This is a genomic window from Accumulibacter sp., from assembly GCF_029255125.1.
Classification (GTDB): domain Bacteria; phylum Pseudomonadota; class Gammaproteobacteria; order Burkholderiales; family Rhodocyclaceae; genus Accumulibacter.
Genome location: NZ_JAPUVR010000085.1, coordinates 231,583 through 254,115, shown reverse-complemented (window position 1 = coordinate 254,115; position 22,533 = coordinate 231,583). Strand labels below are relative to the sequence as shown.

Sequence of the window (22,533 nt, the reverse complement as noted above, 5' to 3'; positions counted from 1 at the left end):
GCCGCCCTCCTCGACGAACTCACCCAGCAGGAATTCCCACATCCGGAAACCGGAGCCAGAATGACCTTTGCGCTGGTCTAACGTGCCATCCGGGTTTCCTTCGAGATCCGGAAATCTGCCCTTGTTTGTGCTGCGTACGGCAAGGTGGCGCGGCAACAGCGCAACGCCGAGTCCACGTTCGGCCAGCGTACGCAGCAGGCCGACGCTGTTGGCGGATATTCCGCTCGGCCCGGGCGCGGCTGGCCAGCGCTGTGCGCCGATCGACCACGCCATAGGACCATTCGCCGTTTGCAGGTTGAGGCAGGCAACCTGCTCGAGTTGGCTCGCCTGCCGGATCGGTACGCTGCCTGCAATGAACGCGGGCGAAGCATAGATGCCGCTCGCGATGCTGCCGATCTTGCGCGCGACGACGCGATCGTCGAGTGTCCTGCCGATGCGGAAAACGAGGTCCACCGGGTCGCGCAGCAGGTCGGCAGCGCTCGACGAGAGGTCAAAGTCGATACCCAGGCCGGGCCGCTGGGCAGCGTAGGACGCAATGATCGGGCCGAGGACTTCGACTCCCAGGTCGACTGGCATCGAGATGCGGATGCGGCCGGGTTTCTCCTTGCTGTTTTCGATCGTCGCCCGCGCGCGCTCGGCGGCCGCCAGCACATCGAGGCAGGCAGCGAAGTAGGGTTTGGCGAGCGGCGTCAGCGTGACGCTGCGCGTCGTGCGTTGCAACAGGCGGACGCCTAGCCGCCTTTCCATTGCGGCAACCCGGCGCGACAGCGTGGACGGTGGCAGTTCCAGCCGTGCGGCGGCGCGCGCAAAGCTCTGCGTGCTTGCCACCTCGACAAAGAGGGCAATGTCGTCCAGTCCAAAGCGGGTTTCGTGCATGCGTGGAATGCTGAGTTGCATCAATCGAGCTTGGATTGTAGACGCCGATCGGTATGATTTCCATGTCGGCGCGGCCTCTTGCCACGCCCGCTCAATTCCTTCCAGAGGTCGACATGATGAGTCCCGAAAACTACCTCGCTGTGCTGAAAGCGATTGCCCCACGAGCGGGTTCGCCGGCACGCATGAGCGCGAACATCCCCCAGGAACAACTGGATCAGTTTCCGTCCGACTGGCGGGTGATCGACCAACTGGCGGCGTATGCTTTCGCGCTGCCCGATGTCGTCGAGCGTCCGACGCAGATTGCCCCTGATGGTTCGCGCGCGCTCAACCTGGCGGACGGCGTGCCCGCCGATCGCACGGCCTTCCTGGTTGGACGCGAGTTCGCACATATCCACAACCCGCCGATCGGCAGCATGCACGCGATGCTGCCCGAACCGTTTCGCAGCCTGGCCATCGACAGAGGGTGGGTGATCCGCCATCCATTTGCCGTCCGCGGCACCGGGCCAGAGGGCGCGGTCTTCATCTACGCGCCGCGCGACACGGGCGAGCTGGAGTCGGCCAAGCTGCTGCTGGCGATTTCGCACGCCTGGGCCTGCGGCCGGCTGAACGCGAACTAGCGGGACGGGCGAACGAGCATGAGCAAGGACAAGGCAATCAGCATCATCGGGGCTTCCGCCGGCGTCGGCCTGCTCTGCAGCCGGATCGCGCTGGAGCGCGGCCATCGGGTGACGACGCTCTCGCGGTCGGTCAACCGCCTGCCCGAACACCCGAACCTGCGCGCGCTACGGGGAAGCGCGACCGATCTGGCGGATCTTCGGCGCGCGAGCGAGGGCGCCGACGCGCTGCTCGTCACGCTGGGGACCGGCATGGACCGCAAACCGACGCAGCTTTATACCGACTTTGGCCGCGCCTTGCTGCAACTGCAGTCCGCCCTTGGGCAGATTCCGCTGATCGTACTGACCGGTTTCGGCGCGGGTGACAGTGCGGCCTGCCAGGGGCCGTTGGCGCGCCTCTTCTTTCGCCTCTTCCTGCAGGCCGTTTATGCCAATAAGAGCGAACTGGAGGCGATGCTCGAACGCAGCTCGTTGAATTGGATGCTGGTGCGCCCCGGCTTGCTCACCAATGGCGATCCGCCCGGCCCGGCGCGCGTGCAGGCGGACTACCAGCACGGGATGAAAGTGGGCAGTGTGAGCCGCCTGGCGGTGGCGCGCTTCATGGTCGAGCAGGCGGAACAGCCGAGTTTTCTGCATCGCAAGCCGGCGCTTTCGGCGCGCTGAGGGCGCACCCGGAGCTCGCCAGCAGCCGGCCACGACGTACGGCGCAGGCGGCGGTTTCCGGCGTTCCGGTGCGGAGCGGGCAAAGACATTGGCGCGGTCGGCCGAGCTCGGCAAGCTCAAGATCCCGCGTCGCGTGTCGTAAAGATTACCAACAGTAGTTGACGTGAGGGCATGCTGCGAGCGCAAAGCGTACTCGGCACGCCGTCTTGCGTGTGCTTGATCCCGGCCGAGAACGACGATGAAAACACTCCGCGCCCAGACGCTTTCTACGCAAATTGCCGTGCTCTCCGCTGTGGTCATCGCTACCGTCTCCGGCCTGCTTGCTCTGGCGGTTCACTGGCGGATGTCCGAGCACGCGCTGGAGGCCGCCAACGAAAGCCTGGCGCGTCAGGTCGAGATCGTTCGCGTCATGCTCGATCTCGCCTACGACAACGAATACACACGCAGCGAGCGTTCGATCGAGCATCTGAGCAAGCTTTTTTCCGGCGCAGCAAGCGTCAGTCAGGAACCGGACAAGAGCGTTCCCACCCTGCGCCTGGCGGACGAGGTGCTGAATGACGAGTGCGCACGCTGCCGCGAGTTCTACGCCGTGACCGGCGTCGACAGCGCCGTGCTGGCGCGCCGGGGCGACGATTTCGTTTATGTTGCGGCGCATCTCGGAGGCAAGCCGAACGCCGGTCTGATCGGCAAGCCGTTGCTCAAGGTGGCCCGCGTCGACCTGCGGCAGAGGCTGCTCGCCGGTGAGCGGGCAGTCGATCTGGCCTTGCGCGACGGCAAGTATGCGATGGTTGCCTACGCGCCGCTGAAGGATGGCGCCGGTCAGGTCGTCGGCGCGCTGGCGACGCGCACCACACTCGACAACTCCGGCCTGAAAGCCTTGCGCCAGCAGCTGGCGAGGATCAAGGTGGCACAGACAGGTTACGTTTTCGGTCTGGTCGCTGAATCTGGCTCGGATGCGACGCGTTTCGTCCTCCACCCTATGCACGAAGGAAAGCTCGACAGCGAACTCTCCGAGCCCGCGCGGGCGGTGCTGCGCCAAGCGCTGAAACTGAAGGAAGGACGGATGTCGTACGCGTGGCCGACCGACGACGGCAAGCTGCAGGAAAAGGCGATGGTCCTGATTTACTCCAGCAAGTGGGACTGGGTGCTTGGTGCGACGGCGCCGCGCGAAGAGTTCGTCGCCGACGCCAACGACCTGCGCGATGTCCTGGTGGTTTTGCTGCTCGCTTGCGGCATTCTTACGCTGCTCGCCGTCTTTTTTGCGGTTCGCGCGCGCATGCGGCCGATGGCGCAGGTGCTTGCCGGCTTGCGCGAAGCCGAACTGGGCAACATGGCGATCCGGCTGCCGGAGGGCGAAACGGCCAGCCGCAACGAGATCGACGTTCTCGCGCGCACGGTGAACGCAACGCTCGGATCGATTGCCAGTTTGATCCGCTCGATCGGCGATTCGGCGGCCAAGGTCACGGCCGGCGCCGGCGCGCTCGAATCGTCTGCCGGCTCGCTGGCGGAGGCGTCCGAGAAGCAGAACCGGGCGGCGGTGGCGATGGCCAACGCAGTCGAAAATCTGTCGAGCAGCATCGATCAGGTGGCGGAAAACGCAGCTTCCTCGGCGCGCATCGTCGAGGAGGCGCGCGCCGTTTCGGAAAACGGTCGCCAGGAGGTGGGCGCAACGATCGAGGGCATCGCAGCGCTTGCCGAGCGTTTGAACGGTAGTGCTGCCCAACTGGTCGAGCTGGGTGACAAGTCCGGCGAAATCGCGGGCATCGTCGACGTGATCAGGGGCATTGCCGACCAGACCAATCTGCTGGCGCTCAACGCGGCGATCGAAGCGGCGCGCGCCGGCGAGCAGGGGCGCGGTTTCGCGGTCGTTGCGGATGAGGTGCGCAAGTTGGCCGAGCGCACCACCCAGGCGACGCAGGAGATTGCCGCCCGGATTGGTGCGATCGTCAGCGATACCGCCAGCGCCTCCAGCGACATGCAGGAGTTGCGCGGGCTGATGGGCGACGGGATGGTGCGCCTGAAGCGCGTCGGCGAGTTGCTGCAGGCGGTCGACGAGGGGAATCGGAACGCCACCTCAGTCGCCCAGGAGATCGCCGTGGCGACCGGCGAGCAGGCAAAGGTCAGCGCCGAGTTCTCGCGTCAGGTCGACGGCATCTCGCAGATGATAGGCAGCAACACGACCATCGCGCAGAGCAATCGGCACGAGGCGCAAGCGATGCTTGCCCTGGCTGACGCCCTGCACCAGCAGGTGGGGCGTTTCCAGACCTGAGCAACTCCCGCCGGATCGCTGGGCAAGCCGGCGCGTGCCAGTGGCCGGCGGGCGCGACGCGCAGTGAGCGCGCAAGCTCGACGGTGGGTCACTGTGTGTTTGCAACCATGTTGCATTTGGCCAGCGCTTGTGCTCCAATCCGCGCCCATGACTTCCTTGCCGGTGCTCGCCCAGATCCTGCTCGCCTGCCTGCTCGGCGGCGTGCTCAGCCTGTTGGCGGCAGCGCTCGTCCTGTTCGGACTGCCGCGGCGCTGGCTCACCTATGCCGTCAGCTTTTCGATCGGTGTCCTGCTCGCCACCGCGATGCTGCATCTGCTGCCGGAGGCACTCGAACTGGGGTTGACGCCGCATGAGGTCTTTCCCGTCCTGCTCGCCGGCATCCTCGGCTTCTTCGCGCTTGAGAAATTCGCCATCTGGCGCCATGCCCACGGCAACGACAGTCACGCCGGCAGCCCGTCCTGCGAAAACCATACGCACGATCATCATCACCTGCACGGTGGTGAGGCGGTGGGCATCCTGGTTGGCGACGGCTTCCACAACCTCACCGACGGCCTGTTGATTGCCGCTGCGTTTCTCGCCGACCCGATGCTGGGCTGGGCGGCGACGCTGGCCGTGGTGGCGCACGAGGTGCCGCAGGAAGCCGGCGATTTCGCGATCCTGCTTGCCGCTGGCTGGCAACGCGGACGAGCGCTGTTCTGGAACGGGGTGTCCAGCCTGGCCTCGCTGCTTGGCGGTGTCGTCGGTTTCCTGGCGCTCGAGGAGGCCCAGACCTGGGTGCCGTATATCATCACGCTGGCCGCCGCCAGCTTTGTCTATATTGCGATCGCCGACCTGATGCCGCGCCTGAAACGTGAGCAGCAGGGCATCTTCTGGCATGGCCTGCTGCTTGCCGCCGGGATCGGCGTGATGCTGCTCGGCAGCGGGCATGCGCATTGATCCGCGGAGAGCAACGATGAAAACTGTCTTGGCCATTGCCGTTCTTTTCCTCGCGTTGCCTGTCTGCGCCCAGCACGTGCATGGCGAAGGTCGCCTCGATGTGGTCATCGATCGGGACCAGCTCACGCTGAGCCTGGAGCTGCCGCTCGATGCCGCCGTCGGTTTCGAGCGAGCGCCGCGCAACGAGGCGGAGAGGGCGGCCCTGGCGAGCGCCGGCCGGGCGCTCCACGCGCTGCCCTGCGCACCGAACGCGGCTGCGCGCTGCGCGCTGCAGGCCAAGGATATCAGCCTGCCTTACCTGGACGGCAAGGCGCCGGCGGCGGGCGAGCACGTCGATATCGTCGCCAGTTACGTCTTCCGCTGCGCCGATCCGGCCGCGCTGAAGAGCGTCGAGACGACGCTCTTCAAGGACTTCAAGCGCCTCTATCGCCTGGCCAGCCGGCGCGTCGGACCGAGCGGGCAGGGCGCCATGCGCTTGACGCCGAATCGGCCGTCGCTGACCTGGTGAGTCTGCCGGCATGTCGGCCGAGGCGCTCGTCATCCACGATCTGGTCTATCGCTGGCCGCGCCAGCGCGCCGCCTGTCTGGACATTCCAGGGCTCAGCGTGGCGACCGGCGAGCGCGTCTTTCTGCATGGACCTTCGGGTTCGGGCAAGAGCAGCCTGCTCGGTGTACTCGGCGGCGTCGCGCTGCCCGAGCGCGGTCGCGTCACCCTGTTCGGCGCCGCGATCACTGCCCTCGGCGGCCGCGCACGCGATGCCTTCCGGGCCGACCACATCGGCTTCATCTTCCAGCAGTTCAACCTGCTGCCCTGGCTTTCCGCCTGCGACAACGTGCTGCTCCCGTGCACCTTTTCGGCCCGTCGCAAACGGCGTGCCGGCGATCCGGTGGCCGAGGCGGCGCGCCTGCTCAGCGCGCTCGACCTGGCGCGCGAACTGTGGCACCAGCCGGCCGGCGAACTCTCCGTCGGCCAGCAGCAGCGTGTCGCCGCGGCGCGGGCACTGATCGGCCGGCCCGAGTTGCTCATCGCCGACGAGCCCACGTCAGCGCTCGACGCGCCGCGTCAGCAGGCGTTCATCGACCTGCTGCTGGGCGAGGCGGGAGCTGCCGGGGCGACGCTGCTCTTCGTCAGCCACGACGCGCGTCTCGCCGCACATTTCGACCGTGTGCTCGCGCTCACTGAAATCAATCGCGCGGCGGACGGAAGTGCAGCATGAAGGCGATTCTCGTGCTCGCCCTGAAGAGCGCTTGGGCACGCCGCCTGACGCTCGGCATCACGCTCGCCGCGATCGCGCTCGCCGCCGCGCTGCTGCTCGCCGTCGAACGCGTGCGCCAGGATGCGCGCGCCAGCTTCACCCAGTCGATTTCCGGCGTCGATCTGGTGCTTGGCGCGCGCACCGGCAGCGTCCAGTTGATCCTCTACGCCGTCTTCCACTCGGGTAGCGCGAGCAACAATATCCGCTGGGAAAGCTATCAGGCGATCGCGCAGAATCCGGCAGTTGCCTGGTCAGTGCCGCTCGTGCTGGGCGATTCGCATCGCGGCTTCCCGGTTATCGGGACGAGCCCGGCGTATTTCGAACGTGTTCGTTACGCCGATCGAAAGCCGCTCGCCTTCGCCGCTGGTCGTCCCTTCGCGGGCGATGCTGACGCGGTCTTCGAGGCGGTGATCGGCAGCGAGGTGGCGCGCCAACTCGGGCATCGCGTCGGCGATCGTCTGCTCATCGCGCACGGCAGCGGCGAACTCGGGCCGGAGCACGCGGACAAGCCTTTTGTCGTCGTCGGCGTGCTCGCCGCCACAGGCACGCCGACCGACCGGTCAGTCCATGTCAGCCTGCCGGCGATGACCGCCATCCATCTCGACTGGGCCGGCGGTGCGCCGCTGCCCGGTCTGCAGATTCCAGCCGGCTTGGTGCGCAAATTCGATCTGCAGCCGAAGGAAATCACTGCCGCGCTGATCGGCCTGCACAACCGGGCCAGCGTCTTCAGCCTGCAGCGCCAGATCAACGCCTTTGCCGGCGAAGCGCTGCTCGCGGTCTTGCCTGGCGTGGCGCTGGACGAGCTCTGGCAGACGCTCGTCGTCGTCGAGCAGATTCTGTTCGCCCTCTGCGCGCTCGTCGTTCTCGTTGGCTTGGCCGGGCTGACGGCGACGATGCTCGCCAGTCTTGACCAGCGACGCCGCGAGCTGGCGATCCTGCGCGCGCTCGGCGCCGGACCGCGCGAGATTTTTTGCATGCTCCTGATCGAGGGCCTGCTGGTCACTTCGCTTGGTGTGCTCGTCGGCTGCGTGCTGCTGGCGGCCACGATCGCTGCGGCTGCGCCGCTGGTGCAGGCGCACTTCGGCGTCGTGCTCGGGGCGCGCCCGCCTTCAGCGAACGAAATCGTCCTGCTCGCCGCGATCCTGCTGACCGGTCTGGTCGCCAGCTTGGTTCCCGGCTGGCGCGCCTGGCGCATGTCGCTCGCTGACGGTCTGACGCCGCGGCACTGAAGCGAGCGCAGGCGAGGTCGTTCGTGTGCCGTGGTCGCGGGTGCTAGTCGGCCAGCGGCGGGGTGGCGCCCGCATCGTGCAGGGCAGTCTCGATCCAGGCGAAGTCGAAATTGTCGGCGTGGCTGCGCAGGATCCGGCCAAGCGCCGCGTCGTGCTCGCCGATCTGCCTGATCAGGGCGCCGATGCGCTCGCTGTCGAGGCGCAGCAACGCGTCGGCGAAATCGTGCCGCAGGGCTTCGGGCAGCGCCGCCAACGCCGCGCGGTCGGGGCGCGCGCTCGTTGCGGCAACGGGTTCCGCTTGCCAGCGCAGGAAGCGGGCGTCGAGCAGACGCTCCAGGCAGGCAAAGATTTCGTCGGGCCGGAACGGCCGGTGCAGCACCTCGTCGATTCCGGCGGCGAGCATCTGCGTGCGCTGTCCGGCGAGCGCCGAGTTCGCCAGGGCGACGATCTTGACCTGCGCTCCGCCAGCCAAGGCGCGGATTTCCCGGATGGCGGCCAGCCCCTCGGGCAGCGGCTGCACACGGTCGAGCCAGATCAGGTGCGGTTGCCATTTCTGGAAGTGTTGAATAACCTCACTGCTGTCGGCCGTTGCGTGGACCTCGAATCCCGCTTCCTGCAGCAGGCGGACGAGCGACAGGTCGGTCTCCGGCTGTTCGGCGTAAACCAGGATTCGCCAGTCGGGTTGCGCCGGCGCCAGACCAAGCACTTCCGTCGTGTTGTCTGGCGCGCCGTTCACGTCCGACGGGTCGGCGAGCTCGACCGGCAGGTCGATTACGAAACAACTGCCTTGCCCAGGCTGACTGACGACGCCGATCTGGCCGCCCATCAGCTCAACCAGTTTGCGGGTGATCGCCAGCCCCAGCCCGGTTCCTTGCTGACTGGAATTGGCGCCGGCCTGCACGAAAGCGTCGAACACCAGCGTCTGATCGTCGGCCGCGATACCCGCGCCGGTGTCCTCGACCGCGATCCGCAATTGGCTGCCGACAGGGTTTGGGCTGGCGCTCAGGCGCAGCGTGACGCTGCCCTGACTGGTGTACTTGATCGCGTTGTCCAGTAGCTTGCCGAGTGCCTGGCGCAGCCGGGTTTCGGCGCCCCAGACGTAGCGCGGTACCTCGGGTGAGCGCTCGAGGTTGAGCTGCAGCCCCTTCGCGCAGGCGGCCGGGCTGTTCGCCGCGAGCAGGCTGTCGACCAGCGCAGTCAGATCGAAGGGCGCTCTCGGCAACTGTACGCGGCCCGCTTCGATGCGCGAAATATCGAGGATGTCGTTGATCAGTCGCAAGAGGTGTGCGCCGCTGTGGTGGATGACCTCGAGCTGCTCGCGCTGAGCGCTGCTGATACCGGCATCGTGCCGTAGCAGATCCGCAAAGCCAAGGATGGCGTTGAGCGGCGTGCGCAGCTCGTGGCTGACGCTGGACAGGAATACGCTCTTCGCACGGTTGGCGGTTTCCGCCGCTTCTTTCTCGTGCAAAGCCAATTCCATTCGCTTGCGCTCGCTGACGTCGATGGCGACGGCAAGCAGCTCTGGGGCGTCGTCCGTGCCCGGCACCAGGCTGAAATAGATCTCGAAATGGATTCCATCGATCAGCGCGTTGGCCGACCGTCGCTTGCCCAGCATCGCTTGGCGTACACTCGCACAAAAGTCCGGGTAGGCGCGATAGCGCTCGAAGATCGACTGGCCGACCACCTCACCCGGCACCAGATTCAGCGCCGCCAGGCCTTTGCCCTCACTCATCGTGAAGGTCCCGTTGCGGTCGACCTGATGGATGACCACCGGGGCGTTGCCGATCACCGAGCGATAACGCGCTTCGCGCGCGAGCAATTCATCGATGCGCGCGTGCGCCGTTTCTTCCAGCGTCTTGTTTGACTCGCGCAGTGCGTCTTCGCTCTGCTTGAGGTCGCGAAAGATGAGCTGAAAGGGATGTATGAAACCGGTCACCAGGACTGCGCGGTAGATCAGGTAAAAGGCGGCCAGCTTGGCGTAGTGACCGATCATGTTGGCCGGCCCGTAGACACTGACGTACGCGGTGAAGCAGATTTCCGAAACGATGGTGCAGGCGACCGAGCAGGAGATCAGCCAGAAGACGCTGTCGTTGAAATGCCTGCGTGCGCGCTGGAGCAAGTACATCGCGACGAGCAGCAGCGCGGTGATCAGATATTCGCTGCCGATCTTGAAATCGGTCAGCCCTTTCCCCTCGATGTAGCAGTCCGGGAATTGCCCGCCGAGGATCGCCGCGACCAGTGCGCTGACGGCCACCGCGTAGCCAACGACGACCAAGCGGTCGTTGATCGGGCGTTCGATGCACAGCGGTGCGGCGACCAGGGTAATCGCCTGCAGGTAGCGCGCGGCGATCCACAATTGCGTCGGCAGGTTGGCGCCAGCGCCGGGGATGATGCTCATGCCCTTGAAAGTCAGCGTATGCATCAGGTCGATCACGGCGATTGCGCCGTAGCCGATGCCAAGCAGCCGCAGGTAGCCATTGGCAAGATACTGGCGCGAGTTCCAGGTCAGGATGAAGAGCGTGCACGCGATGGAGATGGTGGCGAGTTCGACCAGCGCATGAAAGAGCAGGTAACTGAACAGACTGCTTGCGAAGAGTGCGCCGGCGACGGCGGCGAGCAGCGCGAGGCAAGCCAGCGGGGCGGCCGCCGTTCTTCCGGCGTCGGCTCTGGCGCGCGCGTGACCGATGCCTTGGCGCAAGATCAGTTTCAGCGTATCCATTGCTCAGCCGGCGGTCGCGTCGTTGCGCGCGAGATCGGCCAGCGCGCGCTCGATCGACAGGTAGTCGAAGATCCTGGCATGGCGGTAGAAAGCTTCGCCGAGGGCTGCGTCGCGCTCCGCCACCTGGCCGATCAGCCGGGCGATGCGCTCGGCGTCGAGCGCCAGCAAGGCGTCGGCCAGTTCGCCGCGCAGGGCTGCGGGCAGCGTTGCTGGCGGGGCAGCGCGGTGTTCCTGGGAGAGCGTCACGGCGTCGGCAACCGGCTTGCTTGGCCGGTGCAGGAAGCGAGCGCCGAGCAGGTGCTCCATACAGGCGAAGATCTGCTGCGGCCGAAACGGCTTATGGATCACATCGTCCATGCCCGCGGCGATCAGCGCGCTACGCTGATCGGCAAAGACCGAGGCGGTCAGCGCGACAATCCGCGTCGCTTCGCCACCGGGGAGCGCCCGGATGCGCCGCGTCGCCTCCAGGCCGTCCATCACCGGCATGCGCCAGTCCATCCAGATGAAGTGCGGTTGCCATTGCTGTTGACTTTGGACGCCCTCGGCGCCGTTCGTTGCCGCGCGCACCTGGAAGCCGGCATCCTCCAGCAGACGAGTTAGCAGCAAGCGGTTCTCCGCCTGATCCTCGACGATCAGAATGCGCCAATCGGGTTGACCGGGGGCCAGGCGGAGCACTTCGCCCGCAGCGGCCGCCGCGTTGGCCAGCTCGCTTTCTTCCGGCTCGCCAGGCAACTCGACCGGCAACTCGAACGAGAAGCGGCTTCCCTGGCCAGGTTGGCTGCTCAGCTCGATCCGTCCACCCATCAGTTCGACCAACTGGCGCGTGATGGCCAGCCCCAGCCCCGTCCCTTTCTGTGCGTCGGCCGGACCGGCCTGGACAAAAGGTTCGAAAATCCGCGCCTGATCCTCCGGCGCGATGCCGGGGCCCGTATCCTCCACCTCGATCCGCAGGCGCGGCTCGTTCGCCTCGGGTAGAGGGTCGAAGCGCAGCGTCACGCTGCCGGTCTGGGTGTACTTGACGGCGTTGCCGAGCAGGTTGACCAGGATCTGTCGCAGCCTCGTTTCGTCGCCGCGGATATGCTGTACAACGCTTGCCGGGCGCTCCAGGCGCAGCTCCAAGCCCTTTTCGCGGGCACGCTGCTCCATCATGCTGACCAGATCGTCTACCATCGTTCCGAGATCGAAGCTTGCCATCTGCAACTGGATGCGGCCAGCTTCGATCTTCGCCATGTCGAGCACATCGTTGACCAGTCCCAGCAGGTGCGTGCCGCTGCGGTTGACGATGTCGAGGTGCTCGCCGTCGCGCCCGCTCAGAACGGCATCCCGCTGCATCAGCGCGGTAAAGCCGAGAATGGCGTTCAAAGGCGTGCGCAACTCGTGACTCATGTTGGCCAGGAAGACCGATTTCGCCCGGTTGGCGGATTCCGCGGTGTTCTTGGCGTTCTCCAGCTCGCGCGTTCGGTTGATCACCGTCTGCTCGAGATTGGCGTTGATCTGGCGGATCTCAGCCTCCTTGCTCCGCACCTGGTGATGCTGGATACCCGCCTCGGCCAGGAACTCGCAGAACTTGATGAAATAATCCATCAAGCGATCGATGTTTTCGCGGTTGGTGACTTTGCAGTGCTTGATTGCGGCGAGAAACTCGCTTTCCGGGAAGCCGAAGCGTGCACCGTAGTCGCGATAGAAATCCATGTCGGGTGGCGCGTAGAAGAACTGGCCAAGCCAGAACGTGGCGACGTGCTCGCCGTCAACCACGATCTGCGCACCGACGTGTTCGAGACCGTGGTCGCAGGTGTTGCAGGTATGCACGTTTGGCGTCAGCATGCTGACGATGCGCGAATCGCTGCGCCGACAGATCGCTTCCGACTCCGGATTGACCCGGAAGAAGCGCGTGCAGCAGTCTTCCCAGCCTTCGGTTACCAGCCATTCGCCATCGGCGTCCGAGATCGAGTGGGGAATTCGGAACGCCTGGTAGAACGCGGCCATCAGCTCGCGCAGCTTGTTCAGGTCGGTCAGTTCACGAAACAGCGGCATGGTCTACTCCCTGGGCGTTGTACTGCACGCAAAGCTGCGGGTGGGTGCCGCGCGGCTTCATTGTGGCACGCCTTCTTCGGCGGGGGTGAGTAGTTGCATGATCGCTTCGAACTCGAAGTTCCCGGCGTGTTGGCGCAGGACTTGTCCGAGGAGCGGGTCGCGCGCGGCGAAACGCTCGATCAGTGCGTCGATGCGCTCCGTATCGAGCACCAGCAATGCCTCGGCCAGTTGGCGGCGCAGCTCCTCAGGCTGTGCGGCCAGGGCGGGCGCAGAGGCTGCCGCCAGCGTAGGCGGATCAGTACGCGCTCCTTCGCGGCGGACGAAGCGGATGCCGAGAAGACGTTCCAGGCAGGCGAAGAGTTGCTCCGGGCGAAACGGCTTGTCGAGGATGTCGTCGATTCCGGCGGCGAGCATTTCACCGCGTTGCTCGGCAACGACCGACGCAGTGAGGGCGACGATCTTCACCGCTGTGCCGCCGGGCAGTGCGCGAATGCGACGGGTGGCCTGCAATCCGTCGACCACCGGCATGCGCTGGTCCATCCAGATGAAATGCGGTTGCCAGCGTTGGAAGCACGCGACGCCTTCGGCGCCGTTGCGCGCGCTGCTGACCTGCAGCCCGGCGTCGGTGAGCAGCCGGTTGAGCAGCAGGCTGTTGTCCGGCTCGTCCTCGATGATCAGGATCCGCCACGCCGGCTGCCCGGGCGCCAGTCCGAGCACTTCGCCGCCGGGCACGGTGGACGCTTCGTGTTCGGATGGCGCGGCGAGCTCGAGCGGAATTTCAAACCAGAAGCGGCTACCGCGCTCGAGCCGGCTGCTGACGCCGATCTGTCCGCCCATCAATTCGACCAACTGGCGAGTGATCGCCAGCCCCAGCCCGGTTCCCTGGCGGTCGCTGCTGGCGCCCGCCTGGACGAAGGCTTCGAAGACGCGTGCTTGATCGTCCAGGGCGATACCACAGCCCGTGTCTTCGACTTCGACGCACAGCCGGGCAGCGCTCCCTTGCATGGGCGTGTCCAGGCGCAAGGTAACGCTTCCCCGCTGGGTGAACTTGACGGCGTTACCGAGCAGGTTGAGCAGCACTTGCCGTAGGCGGGCTTCGTCGCCACGCAGGTAGCGTTGCAGGCGCGCCGAGCGCTCGATCCTGATATCCAGGCCCTTGCGCAGCGCCTGCTCGCGGATCAGGCCGAGCAGATCGTCGGTCATGGCGTCCAAGTCGAAGGCGGTGATCGCCAACTGCACGCGGCCAACTTCGGTCTTGGCCATGTCGAGCACATCGCTGATCAGCGCCAGCAGGTGCTGGCCGTTGCGATGGATGATCTCCAGGTGACGCGCGTCGTGGCCGTTGCGGACGGCGTCGCGCTGGAGCAGCGCCGAGAAGCCGAGGATGGCGTTGAGCGGCGTGCGCAGCTCGTGGCTGACGTTGGCCAGGAAGGCACTCTTCGCGCGGTTGGCGGCTTCGGCGGCTTCCTTGGCGTGCGCCAACTGCAGCGTGCGCTCGGCCACCCGGTGCTCGAGCTGGCGCCGGTGCGCAGCCAGCTCTTCGGCTTGCGCCGCTAACTCGTCGGCTTGCGCCTGCAGCTCGTCTTCAGTGGCCAACTGGAGTTTGCGCATGATCGCCAGCACGAGAAGGATCGAGCTATAGGCGACCGCCATCGTGCGAAAGGGGAACATCGCTGCCAGCGAAGCGCCAGCGGTTCCCGCCGACGGCCAGAGGAGCGCGCCGAAGCCGGCGAGGACCACGGCGATGTTGAGGCTCATCGTCTGCAGCATCGTGTGACGAATGGCGACCCAGGCCATCGGGATGATCAGCAGATAGGGCAGGCCAAAGGCAAAAGCCTTGCCGTAGGAGAAGAGCCCGGTTGCCGTGGCGAGGGTCAACGCGGACACCAGCCAGTATTCCCGCGCCGCCGAACCGTGCTCGTCAGCAGCGCGCTGCGCGGTCCACAGGAGCAGGATGGGCGCGAACAGGATGGTGCCGCTCGCGTGCCCGAGCCACCAACTCTCCCAGCGATCGAGGAAGGCACTCGCCGGGATGTCGCCGAGGAGCAGCCGGCCGCCGATGCCACCGGTGGCCGTGAGCGCTGGGTGAAGGAGCACCGCAAACGCGACGAAAAGCGCGAAGTTGCGAATGCTGTCGAAGGGGTCTCGCTTTCCGGTCCATCGTTGGACGAGGCGAACGGCCAACCACGGCGCCAGCGCATTCAGGATCCCGATGATCGCCGCCAGATTCCAGCCGGAGCCCAGGGTGAGCGCGTTGGCCCACAGCGTGCCCAGGTAGAGGCCAGGTACCGCTCGCCAGCCGAGACGGTAGGCGGCTGCCACGGCAAAGCCGGCGGCCGGCCAGATCGGCATCGGGAGAACCCCGCCACGCTTGAACAGCGCCCAGTTCAGCCACGATATCGCCCAGTACGCGAGGCTGACGCCGGCGACAATCAGGAGCGTGCGCCATGGATCGTCGGGCCGGGTCAGGCGGCCACGCCAGGCTTCCGGTCGGGTCAGTACGACCGGCCAGCGAATGGCGCGCGTTCCCGTCGCCAGTTGGTTGTCGATCACCAGAGCGTCCTCACGCGTCGCCCAAGGCACGCTCGATCGGCTCGAAGTCGAAATTGTCGGCGTGGCCGCGCAGCGCCTTGCCCAGTGCGGGATCGCATTCGGCGATTTGCCCGATCAGCTCACTGATTCGCGTCGTGTCAAGCGTCAGCAGGGCCTTGGCCAACTCACTACGCAGTTCTTCGGGTAGCGCCGCCAGTGCGGCGTTATTCAGCACGCCTGGCGCTGGGGCAGGCAGCGGACGCGCACCGGGACGGCGGATGAAGCGCGCACCCAGGTGACGTTGCAGGCAGCCGAAAATCTCGGCCAGCCGCAGCGGCTTGTGCAGGATATCGTCCATCCCCGCGGCGAGCATTTCACTGCGCTGTTCGGAGAACACCGAGGCGGTGAGCGCAACGATCTTCACCGCGGCGCCGCCTTCCAGCGCCCGGATGTGCCGGCTGGCCTCCAGGCCGTTCATCACGGGCATGCGCTGGTCCATCCAGACGAAGTGCGGTCGCCATTGCTGGAAGCATTCGACTCCTTCCGCACCGTTCGTCGCTCGACGCACGCGCAAGCCGGCGTCTTCCAGCAGGCGGCTGAGCAGCAGGTTGTTCTCCGGCTGATCCTCGACGACCAGAATTCGCCACTCGGGTTGGCCCGGTGCCAGGGTGAGCAGCTCGTCGCCCGTATCCTGCGCGCCGGACACGTCGCCGGCCGTCGCGACCTCGATCGGCAGATCGATCCAGAAGCGGCTGCCTTCTCCAATCTGGCTGCTCATCCCGAGCCGCCCCCCCATCAACTCGACGAGCTGGCGGGTGATCGCCAGACCCAGTCCGGTGCCTTTCTGGTCGGACGCCGGGCCTGCCTGAACGAACGGGTCGAAGACCTTCGCCTGGTCGTTCGCTGCGATGCCTGGACCGGTGTCTTCCACCTCGATCAGGAGGCGGGGCGCGTTGGCGTTGGACGTCGCGGTCAGACGCAGGGTGACCTCGCCCGCTGCGGTGAACTTGACCGCGTTGCCCAGCAGGTTGACCAGGACCTGGCGCAGCCGCGTCTGATCGCCCCAGATGTAGCGCGCGACATGCGGCGAGCGCTCCAGCTTGAGCGTCAGGCTCTTCTCCGGCGCGCGCTGGCGCATCATGTTCACCACCTCATCCACCGTCGCCGCCAGATCGAGCGGGAGCTTGACCAACTCGATGCGTCCGGCCTCGATCTTGGCCATGTCGAGAACATCGTTGATCAGCCCAAGCAGGTGTTCGCCGCTGCGCTTGATGATGTCCAGATACTCCCGCATGTGTTCGCTGAGCCCGGGGTCCTGACGCAGCAGCGCGGAAAAGCCGAGGATGGCGTTGAGCGGTGTGCGCAGCTCGTGGCTCATGTTGGCGAGGAACGTGCTTTTTGCCCGGTTCGCCGCTTCCGCATCTTCTTTGGCCGTGAGCAGTTCTACCGTACGTGCCGAGACCAGTTCCTCCAGGTGAACCCGGTAGGTGCTCAGTTCGGCCTCGGCGTGTTTGGCGGCAGTGATGTCGCGATTCAGGCCGGTCATGCGTAGTGCGTTGCCGGCGACGTCACGCAGGACCAGGGCATCTGCCTTGACCCAACGCAGCGTGCCGTCCGGGCGCAGGATGCGGAACTCGGTGTTGAAATCCCGCTCGCCTTGCAGCGCCGCCTGACACTCGCGGTATGCTCGTTCGCGATCGTCCGGGTGCAGGCTGCGTTCCCAGGTACTCACGTCATTGGTGAAAGCCTCCCGGCTGATGCCGTACAGCTCGAGCATGCGCTCGTCCCAAAGCATCGCATTGGTGCTCACATCCCAGTCCCAGATGGCCAGACGGCCCGATTCGGTCGCCAGCTTGAGGCGTTCCTCGCTCTGCCGCAATTCCACTTCCAGGCGTTCACGTTCGGTCAGCTCGGTGCGCAACTGCTCGTTCATCCGGCGCAGCTCGGCGGTGCGTTCGCGGATGATCTGTTCCTGTTGTTCGTAGAGGAAAGCGTTGCGTAGTACCAGCGCGAGAACTGAGGACAGCGTGTCGAGCAGCTTGGTCGTGGACGCCAGCTTGGCGTCGTCGGGGAAGCCGAGCAAGAGCATCACGCCGACCCGATGAACGCCGACACTCAACGGTATCGCCATCGACAGGCCGAATCCCTCGTCGCGCAGAATCTCGGCCACTTCCGAAGCCTCATCCGGCGACCAGGTGCAAATCGCCGGCAATTCGCGCGTGATCGCGCACAGGCGACGAAAACCGGCCGACGCCGCCCAGCGCTGGCGGCGCTGCGGGTTGACGCTGATCAAGCGGTCGCCGCCAGTCGCCAGCGCATCGTCGTACTGCACGAAGACGACACAGCGCACGCCGGTCAGGGCGCGAATTTCTTCGGCCAGACAGGCGCTCAGGTCGCTCGGGTGATCTGCCCGCTCGAGAACGTTGCTCAGGATGTCCATGGTCATCACGGGCAACGCCGGGTCGCGCATGGTGGTATCCACTAGTCGGGTGCCGCCAAGGGGCCGAGCCGCTGCAGCGCGTCCTCGATGACCGCGCGCAAACGATCGAGCGAGACCGGCAGGATTTCCCACGGCAGGCCGCAGTGGCGGGAGACCGCCTGCAGTCCCTGCTCGGGAATCGGCGCAACGCCCGTATCGAGGTAGAGCAAGGTGTTGTGCGAGTCGCGCATCAGGCTGGTCGCGTTGTCGCGATTCAAACCCAGGTCGCGCCGGAAGTAGCGATCACCCTGTGCCGCCCATTCGGGGAGCAGGAAGAACGCGCCGGCGCGCAACAGCCGCACGTACTCCTTGTGCCCGAGAACCATTTCGGCACAGTTGCCGCCGCGCGTACGCGCGACACCCGGCCGGGATTCCAGCTCGCCCATTCCGGGAAAGCATTCCCCGTAGACGAGAACCACTCGACGACCTTGGCGCAGTTCGTTGTCGACGACCATTTCCAGCCGGCAACCGAGCTTGACCGGGTTCATGTGCAGCATCGAGCTTTGAAAGGGGACCTTCAGATGTGGCCAACACGTCTTCCACAAGTGGGTGACCTCGGCGCGAAACACCGAGCAGGTGACGAGGACGACCGGACTTTCAGGCGAAGGTGTCATCAGCGTTCGCTCGCCCAGGACTCGACGGCGCGCCGTACGGCGTGAATGTTTTCCGGCGGTGTGTCGAGCCAGAGGTCAGCCCCCGAATTGCACAGGATGAAGCGCGGGTCGTCACGCCGATCTTCCAGAACCGCGCGGCAAGCCGCTTCGACCTCGCCTGTGCTTCCCTGGCGCAGCAAGCGGACCTCGGGTCCGCCGAGCAGGATCGGCCGGCGGCCAAGCAGCGCGCGCGCCTGGCTCAGGTTGTCGGCGGAAGCGAGGCTGAAGCCGCCGACCGCCGGCAGGTCGGCGAGCAGGTCGAGGTGCGGCAGCAATGGGGGGTCGAGGTGGTGCAGCGCCACCGGCCCGCGCAGTTGCGCCAGCGCCTCGGCCATGATCGGGCGCGAAAACTGCTCGACGATCGTCCGCGGTACGATGCTCGGCGAGGCAAACGCACACGGCAGCACCAGGTAGGCCGCACCGTCGTCGAAATAACCGTTCGCCACGCTGACGAAAAACGGAATCAGGCCGCGTGCAATGCGCCGCGCGGCCTGGCGGTCGAAGAGCACGGCGTCCATCCAGGCGTCCATGCCCATGACCAGCATAGGTATGTCGACCGGCGTCAGAAACAGGGCAGCGACCGGCACCTGATCGCGGTGTTCGGCGACCATGCGGCGCAGCGCTTCGCGCACGAAAACCAGATGCGGCTGCTGCTCGGGGTCGGGAATATGCAGGTTTTGCCAGTCGCCGGCCGACTCGATCGCCGGTTGGGCAATCGTCGGCGCGTTGCTCTTCAGGTAGCGCAGCTTGCCGCCAAAAGCTGCCCCGATCAGGGCAACGGACACTGGCGCGAAAAGGACATCAGGCTGGAAGGTTTCGCGCACAGCCGACTGGCCGCGCGCGTAGGCGACTGGGTCGGTGTAGTGCTGGTCCAAGGGGCAAGCCGTCAGGCGCGCGCCGTAGAGGCTGAGGACCAGCGTAAACACGCGCCTATCGGTCGGCTGGTCATGCAGCAGGTTGTTGAACCGGGCAGCGCTATGCATGGATGGTCTCCGCCTGCAGCGAGGCTTGCCAAAGCCGCTCGAACAGGCCCGGAGCGGCAAACATGTTGCTTGCCGTACCATCACCGCCGACCTCTTCAACCAGGCCCGGCATGACCAGGAAAACGGCGCCACCGACCGCCAGTTGCATCCGGCCGGTCAGACCTCGCGTGTCGAGTTCCTGGCGCAAGGCGCGGATGCCCTGGGCTGTGGTCATCGTCATCGCCGAGACGCCAATGACGCGCGCGCCGGTCGCCAGCGCCTGGTCGACGAATTCCTCCGGCGGCACATCGTTGCCGAGATCGTGCACGAGCCACCCCTTGGAGCGCAGCATCGTTGCCACCATCCGGCGGCCGAGCGCGTGAAAGTCGCCCTCAGCGTTACCGAGGACGACCGGGCCTTTCTCCGGCTCGGCATAGGCGTTCGCTCCCGGCTGATTCACCGCTCGGGTGAGCATATCCTCGGCGACCTTGGCCGCAACGTAGGCCTGCGCCAGCGTATGCTTTTCGCCGGTGATCGACTCGCCGATGCCGATCAGTGCCGGTTCGAGCAGCACTTTGAACACTTCTTCGTAGCCGTGGCGAGCGGCCCAGGCATCGAGCAGCGCGTTTGCGCCCGCTCGGTCGGCCTGCTTGATCAGGGCGACCAGCGACTGTCGAACGTCGGTCAGCGCTGGCTCGGTTTGCTTGCTTGTATCTCGCGGCATGTCTTGATCTCACTCAGGCTCAGGCGGACGGGCCAGGCCGGAAGGCGGTAGCGCTGCTACCTTGGCGATCCGCTTGTCGTCGAAGGGCCGCCAGTATTGGGCGCTGCAAGGTTTGGCCTGGCAGCCGAGGAGTGCTCGGTATCGCTCGGGTCGGTGCAGCATCGCTTCGCTCGTCGCCGTCGGTGGCTCCGCGGTCGGGTTTCTGTGGCGAGAACGATTCCTGCTGGCCGCCTTTCCCGCCCCAACTAACACAACGGCAGGAATCGTGGACAACTTGAGGCGATATTCGGGCGCTGCGCCAGCTTGCGTAGAGAGCCCGGGAGAAGGTGCGCAGAGCGCGGCGATCGGGCTGCGTGCGTGGCGGCTGGAGCGAGGCGAAGCAGGGTGTAGTATAGTGGCGCCCGCCAGTCAGGGTCAGCCATCGCGCGCTGGCCTTCGCCGCCCAGATCAAAGGAAGCACGCCACCGATGCCCCACGCCGCAGCCTCGATCCCATCCGGGATGGCGCATCCCGACGCGCCGGACGAGTTGTCGCCGTGGCTCGCGCTCGTCCCGGCATTGCTGCTGGCGGCCTTGGTCCTGATCGACACGGCGCCGATCGATTTTCTGGTCGAAAGCTGGTTCTACCAGCCGGGGGTCGGTTTTGTCGGCCGCCACGTGTGGCTCGTCGAGACGGTCATGCACGACTTTCTCAAGCAAGCCATCATCGGCTTCGGCGTGCTCCTGGTGCTTGCCTGGCTGTTGACCTGGACGCGTGGGCAGTGGCGGCGCTGGCGCCGGCCACTGGGCTATCTGGTTGCCGCGATCGGCTGCGCCTCGCTGGTCGTCACGCCGCTCAAGGAGTTGACTGGCGTGCACTGTCCCTGGGATCTCGAGCAGTTTGGCGGTCGCTACGCTTACGTGCATGTCGGCGGCGCGGCGCCCGATGGTCAGCCGGTGGGTCACTGCTGGCCGGCCGGGCATGCGGCCAGCGGCTTTTCGCTGCTCGCGCTGTTCTTCTTCCTGCGCGACTACCGGCCACGGCTGGCGCGCCAGGTGCTCTGGGCGGTGTTGCTGTTTGCTTCGCTGATCGGATTTGGGCGGATGATTCAGGGGGCGCATTTTCTCTCGCACACCGTTGCCACCGGGCTGATCGACTGGCTGATCTGCCTTGCCCTCTACCGTCTGCTGCTCTACCGCAAGGTGGTTGGCGGGCCGGGGGCTATCGCGCCAGCGGCTGGCTGAACGCCCCCCAGGCTTGCCGACGCGTGGACGACATGGCAGCAGCAGCGAGCGGGAAGTGGCGCGAGCGGATCGATCTCTACCGGCGCCTGATGCGTCTCGACAAGCCGATCGGCATCCTGCTGCTTCTCTGGCCGACCTTGTGGGGCTTGTGGCTGGCCGCCCGTGGTCAACCCGACTGGCGGGTCGTCGCGATCTTCGTCCTGGGCACCGTTCTCATGCGCTCGGCGGGCTGTGTGATCAACGACCTGGCCGACCGTGACTTCGATCCGCACGTTGCGCGCACGCGCCACCGACCACTTGCCGCCGGGCGCGTGTCGCCGCGGGAAGCGTTGCTGCTGTTCGCCGGCCTGGTCGGCTGTGCCGCCCTGCTGGTTCTGCCGCTGCGCAGTTGGCTGATGGCCGGCCTGTGCGCCGCAGCCCTCGCGCTGGCGGTGAGCTATCCGTTCACCAAACGCTTTCTTGCTGTTCCGCAGGCCTACCTGGGCATCGCCTTTGGTTTCGGAATTCCGCTGGCGTATGCGGCGCAACTCGGCAGAGTACCGCCAGAAGCCTGGTGGCTGCTGCTCGGCAACGTCTTCTGGGCGATTGCCTACGACACCGAATACGCCATGGTCGACCGCGCCGACGATCTGAAAATCGGCATCCGCACTTCCGCGATCACCTTCGGACGCGCCGATGTCGCAGCCGTGGTGTGCTGTTACGCGCTGGCGCTGCTCATCGTCGGTCTGGTCGGACAGCGTGCGGGTTTGGGTCAATTCTTCGGCCTTGGTCTACTCGGTGCTGCCGCCATCGCGGTTTACCATTACCGCCTGATCCGGGCGCGTGAGCCAGATCGTTGCTTCAAGGCTTTCCTGCACAACAACTGGCTGGGCGCCAGCGTGTTTGCCGGTATTGCGCTCGATTATCTGTTTGCGAAAGGATTTTCATGATGAAAGCCACCGTTTGCTGTCTGCTGTTGCTCGCCACCGAGCTGGCTTGCGCGGCCGAGGATGCACGTCAATTGGCCGCCATGCCAGCCGCCGCGCAAGCGACGCTGCGGGCGGAAATGCGCGCCAACATGGTGGCCGTGAACGAGATTCTCAACCTGGTGACGACCGGCAAACTTGCCGAAGCCGGCGTGCTGGCGGAAAAGGAACTGGGCGTGTCAGCGATGGGCAAGCATCGCGCCTTACCGTTCGAGGCGCGCCCCGGCCCGCACATGCCGCCCGCCATGCACGCCATCGGGATCGAGGGACACCAGGCGGCGAGCGCCTTCGCGCGTCTTGCCGCGGCCGGCGAACGGGACAAGGCGATCGCCGCGCTGCCCTCGCTGACCGCCGCCTGCGTTGCCTGCCACCATGCCTACCGCATCCGTTGAGGCGGCG

18 protein-coding genes are annotated in these 22,533 nt (G+C 66.0%); 10 read left to right on the top strand and 8 right to left on the bottom strand.

Features of this window, described 5'->3' with window-relative positions:
* On the bottom strand, positions 1-876 hold an 876-nt coding region (locus Q1L59_RS06780; RefSeq protein WP_300329863.1), incomplete at its 3' end, for a LysR family transcriptional regulator.
* A gap of 113 nt (positions 877-989) precedes the next feature.
* Here Q1L59_RS06780 and Q1L59_RS06775 point away from each other — a divergent pair.
* From Q1L59_RS06775 to Q1L59_RS06745, 7 genes are all read left to right on the top strand, one after another.
* Positions 990-1,493 carry a luciferase family protein gene (locus tag Q1L59_RS06775; protein ID WP_300329860.1) on the top strand — a complete coding sequence of 168 codons (504 nt, stop codon included), beginning with the start codon at positions 990-992 and terminating at the stop codon, positions 1,491-1,493.
* An 18-nt stretch (positions 1,494-1,511) separates the two neighbouring features.
* Complete coding sequence (locus Q1L59_RS06770) at positions 1,512-2,153, top strand: NAD(P)H-binding protein (protein WP_300329855.1); 642 nt, start codon at positions 1,512-1,514, stop codon at positions 2,151-2,153.
* A 238-nt stretch (positions 2,154-2,391) separates the two neighbouring features.
* Entirely contained in the window at positions 2,392-4,422 is a 2,031-nt protein-coding gene (locus tag Q1L59_RS06765; RefSeq protein WP_300329852.1) for a Cache 3/Cache 2 fusion domain-containing protein, read from the top strand.
* 147 nt (positions 4,423-4,569) lie between these two features.
* Positions 4,570-5,358, top strand: coding sequence for a ZIP family metal transporter (locus Q1L59_RS06760; protein WP_300329849.1), 789 nt, complete (start codon positions 4,570-4,572; stop codon positions 5,356-5,358).
* Between the two features lie 16 nt (positions 5,359-5,374).
* On the top strand, positions 5,375-5,866 hold the full coding sequence (locus tag Q1L59_RS06755; RefSeq protein ID WP_300329847.1) for a DUF2796 domain-containing protein: 492 nt from the start codon (positions 5,375-5,377) through the stop codon (positions 5,864-5,866).
* 10 nt (positions 5,867-5,876) lie between these two features.
* Positions 5,877-6,575, top strand: coding sequence for an ABC transporter ATP-binding protein (locus Q1L59_RS06750; RefSeq protein ID WP_300329844.1), 699 nt, complete (start codon positions 5,877-5,879; stop codon positions 6,573-6,575).
* Complete coding sequence (locus Q1L59_RS06745) at positions 6,572-7,843, top strand: ABC transporter permease (protein ID WP_300329841.1); 1,272 nt, start codon at positions 6,572-6,574, stop codon at positions 7,841-7,843. The genes Q1L59_RS06750 and Q1L59_RS06745 overlap by 4 nt, the downstream gene beginning before the upstream one ends.
* 43 nt (positions 7,844-7,886) lie before the next feature.
* On the opposite strand, the gene Q1L59_RS06740 is transcribed toward Q1L59_RS06745, so the two are convergent.
* The 7 genes from Q1L59_RS06740 to Q1L59_RS06710 are packed head-to-tail and all read right to left on the bottom strand — an operon-like array spanning position 7,887 to position 19,946.
* Complete coding sequence (locus Q1L59_RS06740) at positions 7,887-10,562, bottom strand: MASE3 domain-containing protein (protein ID WP_300329839.1); 2,676 nt, start codon at positions 10,560-10,562, stop codon at positions 7,887-7,889.
* Between the two features lie 3 nt (positions 10,563-10,565).
* Positions 10,566-12,596, bottom strand: a complete 2,031-nt coding sequence (locus tag Q1L59_RS06735; protein WP_300329836.1) for an ATP-binding protein — start codon at positions 12,594-12,596, stop codon at positions 10,566-10,568.
* A 57-nt stretch (positions 12,597-12,653) separates the two neighbouring features.
* A complete protein-coding gene (locus Q1L59_RS06730) occupies positions 12,654-15,149 on the bottom strand; it encodes an ATP-binding protein (protein ID WP_300329833.1) in 2,496 nt (831 codons plus the stop codon).
* A gap of 10 nt (positions 15,150-15,159) precedes the next feature.
* Positions 15,160-17,598 carry an ATP-binding protein gene (locus tag Q1L59_RS06725; protein WP_300329830.1) on the bottom strand — a complete coding sequence of 813 codons (2,439 nt, stop codon included), beginning with the start codon at positions 17,596-17,598 and terminating at the stop codon, positions 15,160-15,162.
* Positions 17,599-17,609: 11 nt separating this feature from the next.
* Positions 17,610-18,221, bottom strand: a complete 612-nt coding sequence (locus tag Q1L59_RS06720) for a DUF1638 domain-containing protein (protein WP_300329827.1) — start codon at positions 18,219-18,221, stop codon at positions 17,610-17,612.
* Positions 18,221-19,243, bottom strand: a complete 1,023-nt coding sequence (locus tag Q1L59_RS06715) for a uroporphyrinogen decarboxylase family protein (protein ID WP_300329824.1) — start codon at positions 19,241-19,243, stop codon at positions 18,221-18,223. Before Q1L59_RS06715 ends, Q1L59_RS06720 begins: the two co-directional genes overlap by 1 nt.
* Positions 19,236-19,946, bottom strand: coding sequence for a cobalamin-dependent protein (locus Q1L59_RS06710; RefSeq protein WP_300329821.1), 711 nt, complete (start codon positions 19,944-19,946; stop codon positions 19,236-19,238). Before Q1L59_RS06710 ends, Q1L59_RS06715 begins: the two co-directional genes overlap by 8 nt.
* A gap of 467 nt (positions 19,947-20,413) precedes the next feature.
* On the opposite strand from Q1L59_RS06710, the gene Q1L59_RS06705 reads away from it, so the two are divergent.
* From Q1L59_RS06705 to Q1L59_RS06695, 3 genes are read left to right on the top strand one after another with little or no spacing between them, the layout of a single operon-like run.
* The gene (locus tag Q1L59_RS06705) at positions 20,414-21,169 is read left to right on the top strand and encodes a phosphatase PAP2 family protein (RefSeq protein WP_300329818.1); all 756 of its coding nucleotides are present in this window, start codon (positions 20,414-20,416) and stop codon (positions 21,167-21,169) included.
* A gap of 32 nt (positions 21,170-21,201) precedes the next feature.
* Positions 21,202-22,098: a 4-hydroxybenzoate octaprenyltransferase gene (ubiA, locus tag Q1L59_RS06700; protein WP_300329815.1), complete on the top strand. Its 897-nt coding sequence runs from the start codon at positions 21,202-21,204 to the stop codon at positions 22,096-22,098.
* On the top strand, positions 22,098-22,526 hold the full coding sequence (locus Q1L59_RS06695) for a cytochrome C (protein ID WP_300329813.1): 429 nt from the start codon (positions 22,098-22,100) through the stop codon (positions 22,524-22,526). Before ubiA ends, Q1L59_RS06695 begins: the two co-directional genes overlap by 1 nt.
* Positions 22,527-22,533: the final 7 nt, after the last annotated feature.

Coding starts and splice junctions, on each gene's coding strand:
- Q1L59_RS06775 (WP_300329860.1), top strand. CDS start 990: ATGATGAGTCCCGAAAACTACCTCGCTGTGCTGAAAGCGATTGCCCCA.
- Q1L59_RS06770 (WP_300329855.1), top strand. CDS start 1,512: ATGAGCAAGGACAAGGCAATCAGCATCATCGGGGCTTCCGCCGGCGTC.
- Q1L59_RS06765 (WP_300329852.1), top strand. CDS start 2,392: ATGAAAACACTCCGCGCCCAGACGCTTTCTACGCAAATTGCCGTGCTC.
- Q1L59_RS06760 (WP_300329849.1), top strand. CDS start 4,570: ATGACTTCCTTGCCGGTGCTCGCCCAGATCCTGCTCGCCTGCCTGCTC.
- Q1L59_RS06755 (WP_300329847.1), top strand. CDS start 5,375: ATGAAAACTGTCTTGGCCATTGCCGTTCTTTTCCTCGCGTTGCCTGTC.
- Q1L59_RS06750 (WP_300329844.1), top strand. CDS start 5,877: ATGTCGGCCGAGGCGCTCGTCATCCACGATCTGGTCTATCGCTGGCCG.
- Q1L59_RS06745 (WP_300329841.1), top strand. CDS start 6,572: ATGAAGGCGATTCTCGTGCTCGCCCTGAAGAGCGCTTGGGCACGCCGC.
- Q1L59_RS06740 (WP_300329839.1), bottom strand. CDS start 10,562: ATGGATACGCTGAAACTGATCTTGCGCCAAGGCATCGGTCACGCGCGC.
- Q1L59_RS06735 (WP_300329836.1), bottom strand. CDS start 12,596: ATGCCGCTGTTTCGTGAACTGACCGACCTGAACAAGCTGCGCGAGCTG.
- Q1L59_RS06725 (WP_300329830.1), bottom strand. CDS start 17,598: ATGCGCGACCCGGCGTTGCCCGTGATGACCATGGACATCCTGAGCAAC.
- Q1L59_RS06720 (WP_300329827.1), bottom strand. CDS start 18,221: ATGACACCTTCGCCTGAAAGTCCGGTCGTCCTCGTCACCTGCTCGGTG.
- Q1L59_RS06715 (WP_300329824.1), bottom strand. CDS start 19,243: ATGCATAGCGCTGCCCGGTTCAACAACCTGCTGCATGACCAGCCGACC.
- Q1L59_RS06710 (WP_300329821.1), bottom strand. CDS start 19,946: ATGCCGCGAGATACAAGCAAGCAAACCGAGCCAGCGCTGACCGACGTT.
- Q1L59_RS06705 (WP_300329818.1), top strand. CDS start 20,414: ATGCCCCACGCCGCAGCCTCGATCCCATCCGGGATGGCGCATCCCGAC.
- ubiA (WP_300329815.1), top strand. CDS start 21,202: ATGGCAGCAGCAGCGAGCGGGAAGTGGCGCGAGCGGATCGATCTCTAC.
- Q1L59_RS06695 (WP_300329813.1), top strand. CDS start 22,098: ATGAAAGCCACCGTTTGCTGTCTGCTGTTGCTCGCCACCGAGCTGGCT.